This window comes from Nonomuraea sp. NPDC003201, assembly GCF_053590415.1.
The window spans coordinates 1-1,958 of the sequence record NZ_JBSFTC010000688.1 but is presented as its reverse complement, the minus strand read 5'-3'; the positions used below and the strand labels follow the sequence as shown (position 1 = coordinate 1,958).

The window sequence follows — 1,958 nt, the reverse complement described above, 5'->3', positions numbered from 1 at the left end:
TTCAGCTTACGTTAATGTATTTCCTACGTGTTCTTTTCCGACCCCTCGCACGCGGGGCCGCGCGCGGTGGGGCGGGCCGACCGCAACCACGCCCCCGGCCCGCCCGTGCAGCGCCCGCCGGATCCGCGGCCCCGCGCCGGGATCGCGCCGCAGCAGTTGCCCGGCGTTGGGCGCGGGCGAGGTCAGGAACGAGACCAGGTACGGCTCGCTCAGCAGCCGGCCGCGGTCGTCGCGGTGCACCGGCACGTCGGGAGACCAGATGACCCGGTGGCTGTAGAGCAGGTCGGAGGAGGCGCGGTGCGCGGCGTAGTAGTCGGGGGCGTTCAGCAGGCACGGGTACAGCAGGCTCGCGCGGCACAGGTCCTCCTCCTGCGCCTTGGCCCCGCCGAGGTAGCCGCCTCCGGGGTTGCGGGCCGAGGCGAAGTTCAGCACGGCGATCCGTTCGGCGCCCGCCAGGTGCAGCCGCCGCGCGGCCTGCAGGCTGCCTTCCGCGGTGACCTCGAAAGACGTCCGGTGGCCCGCGGCGGCCGGCGCGGCGATCGGCTCGTCCGGCGGATGGCTCACCGTGCCGGCGATCGCCGCCGCCAGCGCGGGACCCACGGTGACGAGGGTGCCGTCCTCGGCGGTGTACCGGCCGTCGGCGGCGATGTGTTCGTTCACCGTCGCGACATGGCTCAATCTGTTTCCCACGCGTCCGCATCGTAGATCGTGACCACCGCCGCGATCGAACGATTTTGCGGCCCGGCCCGTCCGCGTGGCGGTCCCGCACGCGGCTACGGGCGGTCGAGTGCGGTCCCGTCCGGGAACATGGCGGGTCGATGAAAGCCGGGTGCGGTGCGCGAACGGCAGGCTGTCCTGGCCAGGCAAGCTGCTGTCACACAAAGGGGAGCACTTTCATGTCGACTGTCGTGATCGCCGCCGCGGCGGTGTTCTTCCTCGGGATGGGCGTCTACGGCCTCCTCGCGCCTGCCGCGCTGATCAGGCCGTTCCGGATCGTGGCCGACTCGGTCGAGGCCCGGACCGAGGTCCGCGCCGTGTACGGAGGCTTCGGCGTGGCCGTCGCGGGCCTGCTGCTGGCCGCGGCCGTCGACGCGGGCGGGATCCGGACGGGCGTGGTCGTGACCGTCGCCGGATCCCTGCTGGGCATGGCCGCCGGCCGGCTGGTGGCGCGGACGGTCGAGCGGCCGTCGGCGTTCTATCCCTCGTGGCTGTATTTCTGGGTGGAGGCCGTGGGCGGTGGCGCGCTGCTGGCCGCCATCGCCTGGTGAGCCGTCCCGTCACACCAGGGGATCCAGGCACCGGATCCTGAGCTGCCGGGAGAGCAGCGCGCTCGGGGGAAGGCCGAACATCGCGTGGAACGCGGTGCTGAAGTGGGAGGGGCTGGCGAAGTAGCCGTCGGCCGCGGCACGGGTGAGGTTCTCGCCCGCGGCCAGCGCACGACCGGCTCGGTGCATCTGCGCCCACAGCCGAAACCTCCGGTACGAGGTGCCCGTACGTTCCCTGAACAGCCGCAGGAAGCGTGACTCCGACAGCCCCAGCTCGGCGGCCAGCAGCGCGGCGGGCAAGGGCTCGTCCGCGCCGATCAGGCGGCGCGTGGCGGCGGCGATCCGGGGGTCGGTGAACGACGGCGGCTCATGGCCGGTGGCCTCGTCCGCCCAGGCGGCGATCTGCCGGTCCGGGCTGTGCGCGGAGATGGCCGCCGCCTCCACCAGAAGGCCGGCCTCGGCTTCGTGACCGGACATGACGCCGTCATCGCCGCCGGTGAACCTGGCCCGGCACGCCCGGTCCTCGGCCGAGCCCGGGTCGAGGTAGAGGAAGACCATGCGGTCGCCGACCGCCGTGAGGTGGTGCCGGATGCGCGGCGGTGGCCGATCGCGCGCGGGCTGGTCCTGGCGTTCCAGCAGACGAACCTCGTCACCGCGGCGGAGTGGGTCGGGCTGGACAACTTCCGCAAGGTC

Annotated in this window: 3 protein-coding genes; 1 reads left to right on the top strand and 2 read right to left on the bottom strand. The window is 73.0% G+C overall.

From position 1 onward, the window contains the following. Nucleotides 1-6: 6 nt before the first annotated feature. Nucleotides 7-690, bottom strand: coding sequence for a TIGR02452 family protein (locus tag ACWDX9_RS62760; protein WP_449973362.1), 684 nt, complete (start codon nucleotides 688-690; stop codon nucleotides 7-9). A gap of 206 nt (nucleotides 691-896) precedes the next feature. Between ACWDX9_RS62760 and ACWDX9_RS62755 the strand changes: the two genes are divergently transcribed. Beyond that, a complete protein-coding gene (locus tag ACWDX9_RS62755) occupies nucleotides 897-1,268 on the top strand; it encodes a DUF4345 family protein (protein ID WP_449973361.1) in 372 nt (123 codons plus the stop codon). Nucleotides 1,269-1,277: 9 nt separating this feature from the next. On the opposite strand, the gene ACWDX9_RS62750 is transcribed toward ACWDX9_RS62755, so the two are convergent. Further along, entirely contained in the window at nucleotides 1,278-1,823 is a 546-nt protein-coding gene (locus ACWDX9_RS62750; RefSeq protein WP_449973360.1) for a helix-turn-helix domain-containing protein, read from the bottom strand. Nucleotides 1,824-1,958 lie beyond the last annotated feature (135 nt).